The sequence below is a fragment of the Frankia sp. AgKG'84/4 genome (assembly GCF_023242965.2).
Classification (GTDB): domain Bacteria; phylum Actinomycetota; class Actinomycetes; order Frankiales; family Frankiaceae; genus Frankia.
Genome location: NZ_JALKFU020000552.1, coordinates 1 through 3,537, shown reverse-complemented (window position 1 = coordinate 3,537; position 3,537 = coordinate 1). Strand labels below are relative to the sequence as shown.

Sequence of the window (3,537 nt, the reverse complement as noted above, 5' to 3'; positions counted from 1 at the left end):
TCTCGGAGCGACACACCCGCACCCCGGACGATCAACCAGCCGCTCCCGATCTACACCACGCAGTGGGACTCACCCGCCAGCCCGGGTGTCTAGGCGCTGGCGGAGGAGACCGGTAGCAGTTCGTAGCGCGGGTTGAAGATGGACGGGCGGCCGTCGAGCAGCGTCACCCGGCCGGACGCCTTGACCGAGGCGCCGGCCCGCAGGCCCGGGATGTCGCGTCGACCGAGGAACACCAGCGTCACGGTGCCACTGCCGTCGTAGAGATCGACCTCCAGAGCCGGCGCGCCGGAACGCGCCCGAACCGTCACCGCCTGGATGGTACCCGCGACGCAGGTCTCATCCCGGTCGCGACAGCCACTCATCGGCTCGGCCCCGGCAGCCGCCGCCGCGGCCTGGAGATCCTCCGCGTCGAGCTCGTTCGTCCCTGCCGTCAGCCTGTGGAGCTTGCGCCCCCACCAACCGCGTGGCTCGCCCACGGCTCCTCCGATCCCGCGCGAGCAACTCTGCGCCAGAACAGTCCTGCGCCTGAGCAGCGCTGCCCGAACACATCCGATGCAACGAACAACCGAGGCTCAGTGTGCCCGCGCGGGGCCTCGCGATCGAGCGATCCGGCCGGAATCCGTGCGATCGGCTGCCAACCCGGGTCAGCCGGCCCCTTCCGGCCCTGCGCGCGGGTACGCGCGGCGCCGGCGGGGTCAGCGGATCTCGGCGGTGCGCACGCCCGGGACCGGCATCTCCGCCCGCCCGCTCGTCGCCGACGTGGCAGCGCCCGGCCCGTCCGGATGGTCCGTGATGTCGCGCGGCAGGGTGAGGGGCAGGGGGTCCCGCACGGGCATCGCGCCCTCTCCCCGGGCCACGACGAGCTGGCGCAGCGTCTCCTCCAGCAGCGGCGCGGCACCCGGGTCCTGCCCGGCGAGACCGGTCACCACGGCCCGCAGGAACCAGCGCGGGCCGTCGACACCGATCATCCGAGCGGGCACGGACTCGCCCGGCCGGCCCGTCGGCAGCGACATCCGCAGTTCCCGCCCGAACGAACCACCCGCCTCCTTGCCGCCGGTCGGCTCGACCGTCTCGAGAATCTCGGTACGCACCTCGTCCCACAGGCCGCGGCTCTTGGGCGCGGCGAAGACGGACAGCTCCATGGCGCTGCGCCCATCGGTGACAAGCACCGTCAGCGGTTCGCCGGTGGCCTCCCCGACCTGGAACTGCACCTCGACGCCCGGCAGCGCCGGCAGCCGCAGCGAGCCGAGGTCGAGCCGGTTGATCCCGTCGTCGGGCGCCTCGGCCGCGTCGTAGGGACCGTCGGGCACGATCGCGACCGTGGACCGTTCGGCACCGTCGGTCGCCTGCGGCGACTCCGGCACGTCCCGGTCGGATTCCTTACGCCCGCGGCCGAACACCAGCGGCCTCCCTTCCCGAATCCCCGGCGGCACCGGCCCCGAGGACGGTGCCAGGTGCGTCGGCCGGGCCGAAGCCGCCTGTCGAACCGAAGCCACCGCCGCCCCGCGCCGAGTCCGGCAGCTCGTCGACCTCTCGGAAGACGGCGTGCTCGACCCGCTGGACGACGAGCTGGGCTATCCGGTCACCTCTGCGCAATGTCATCGTCTCGGCTCGATCGGTGTTGATCAGAACAACCTTTATTTCTCCACGGTAACCGGCGTCGACGGTGCCGGGCGCGTTGACCACCGTCACGCCGTGGCGGGCCGCCAGCCCGCTGCGCGGGTGCACGAACGCCGCATGGCCGGCGGGCAGCGCGATCGCCAGGCCCGTGCCGACGACGGCCCGCTCCCCCGGGGCGAGCGTCACATCGGCCGCGGCCACCAGATCGGCGCCGGCATCCGAGGGCTGGGCGTACACCGGCGCCGCCAGCCCGGGGTCCAGCCGGCGCACGAGGACCTCCACCCCGTCGGGCCCGGCCGGTGGCGTGGGATCGATGACGGCCATGATTCTCCTGCCTGGCGCACGGGGATGGTCGAGCCTGGGTGGATCGCGGCGGGTGATCGAGCCGTGGGCCGGATGTCCCTCGATCCGCGAGATGCACCCTAGGCCATCGGTGCGCCCCCGACCGTGGACGCCCCGTTACCGGGCGGGCACCCTGTCCTGTCCCAGCTCGCCGGGACGTGATCGGATGGGCAGTGGACGGCGCCGCGACCGCTCCGGTGCGAGGCCGGAGGTCCGACCGGGGAGTAATCGACGGCGCCGGGGAAAGCACAGGGGTGGCGGGCCGTCCTGGCCCGCACCGGAGAGCGAGAGGTGTGGGGTGGCGAAAGCAGCGTCGAAGCTGGGTTGGAAGGTCGTCGGCGGGGCGGCGACCGCGCTGGCGGGCACGGCTGCCAGTCGTGGGGTGACCATCGCCTACCGCAAGGTGCGCAAGTCGGATCCGCCGGTCAACCCGGCTGATCCGGACACCGCGCTGGTGGAGGCGATCGCGTGGGCGGCGATCTCCGGGCTGGCGATCGGCCTGGGGCGCCTCGCGGCCGAGCGGGCCGTGGCCCGCGGCTGGTCCAGGGCCACGGGGACCCCGCCGCCCGGGATGGTCCGCCCCGAGCTGGCGACGGCGCAGGCCTGACCCGGTTCGGCGGCGCCGCGCCGCGCGGGATCGGTAGCCTCGGGCTCGAGCTGAACGGGACGCACCACGGACGGCCGTGGCGCGCGCGAGCGAAGACCGAGGAGCCCCGGTGGCCCTGTACGCCCTGGGGGACGCCGTCCCCACCATCGACCCGACAGCGTTCGTCCATCCGGACGCCACCGTCATCGGGTCGGTGACGATCGGCCCGGAGTCGACGGTGTGGCCCGCGGTAGTGCTGCGCGGCGACTACGGGTCGATCACGATCGGCGCGCGCACCTCCGTGCAGGACGGCACGGTGATCCACGCGACCGACGAGCTGCCCACCGTCGTCGGTGACGACTGCACGGTGGGCCACCTCGCCCACCTGGAGGGCTGTGTCGTCGAGGACGGCGCGTTGGTCGGCTCCGGCTCGATCGTGCTGCACCGCGCCCGCATCGGTCGCGGCGCGCTGGTCGGCGCCGGCGCCGTCGTCATCGGCGGCACGCAGGTGCCACCGGGCGCGCGGGCCTTCGGCGTGCCGGCGAAGGTGGTGCCCGGCAACGACTCGGCGATGCAGATCCTCGCCGCCGAGCACTACGTCCGCAACGGCCGCCGCTACCGCGAGCAGCTACGCCGCATCGACTGACCCGCCAGAGCCGCCAGAGCCGCCCGGCGCCGGGGACAGATGCCGGAGTTTCTCGGGATTCGCCACAATGTTGATCTCGGCGATCCGGCCGTCGGCGACATGCAGGGCGGCGACGAACCTCAGCCGCGCGCCCTCGTACGCGGCGAGTCCCGGCTCGCCGTTGACCTCCACGAGCCGCAGCGAGGTCGGTTCGACGGCCTGGCGGACCCCCTTCGCGATGATGCCGAGGAGGAACCGGGCGACCCGGTCCGCGCCGTGCACCGGCCGGCGGGCGGCCCTGGTCAGCCCGCCGCCGTCGGTACGGACCACCGCGGCCGGGTCCAACTGCGCGAGCAGACCGGCC

5 protein-coding genes and 1 pseudogene are annotated in these 3,537 nt (G+C 74.0%); 2 read left to right on the top strand and 4 right to left on the bottom strand.

Features of this window, described 5'->3' with window-relative positions; translation table 11 throughout:
* Nucleotides 1-89: 89 nt before the first annotated feature.
* From MXD58_RS23035 to dut, 3 genes are all read right to left on the bottom strand, one after another.
* Entirely contained in the window at nt 90-476 is a 387-nt protein-coding gene (locus MXD58_RS23035; protein WP_250609905.1) for an OB-fold nucleic acid binding domain-containing protein, read from the bottom strand.
* Nucleotides 477-695: 219 nt separating this feature from the next.
* Nucleotides 696-1,400, bottom strand: coding sequence for a DUF3710 domain-containing protein (locus tag MXD58_RS23030; RefSeq protein ID WP_248839510.1), 705 nt, complete (start codon nt 1,398-1,400; stop codon nt 696-698).
* Nucleotides 1,381-1,944 carry a dUTP diphosphatase gene (gene dut / locus MXD58_RS23025; protein ID WP_248839509.1) on the bottom strand — a complete coding sequence of 188 codons (564 nt, stop codon included), beginning with the start codon at nt 1,942-1,944 and terminating at the stop codon, nt 1,381-1,383. Before dut ends, MXD58_RS23030 begins: the two co-directional genes overlap by 20 nt.
* A gap of 316 nt (nt 1,945-2,260) precedes the next feature.
* Between dut and MXD58_RS23020 the strand changes: the two genes are divergently transcribed.
* Together MXD58_RS23020 and MXD58_RS23015 are read left to right on the top strand one after the other, a co-directional pair.
* Nucleotides 2,261-2,569: a DUF4235 domain-containing protein gene (locus MXD58_RS23020; RefSeq protein WP_248839508.1), complete on the top strand. Its 309-nt coding sequence runs from the start codon at nt 2,261-2,263 to the stop codon at nt 2,567-2,569.
* Nucleotides 2,570-2,678: 109 nt separating this feature from the next.
* On the top strand, nt 2,679-3,194 hold the full coding sequence (locus MXD58_RS23015) for a gamma carbonic anhydrase family protein (RefSeq protein ID WP_248839507.1): 516 nt from the start codon (nt 2,679-2,681) through the stop codon (nt 3,192-3,194).
* Here MXD58_RS23015 and MXD58_RS23010 read toward each other — a convergent pair.
* Nucleotides 3,177-3,537 (bottom strand): annotated as a pseudogene (locus MXD58_RS23010) (RNA polymerase); the annotation flags it as partial. The gene MXD58_RS23015 and the pseudogene MXD58_RS23010 overlap by 18 nt on opposite strands.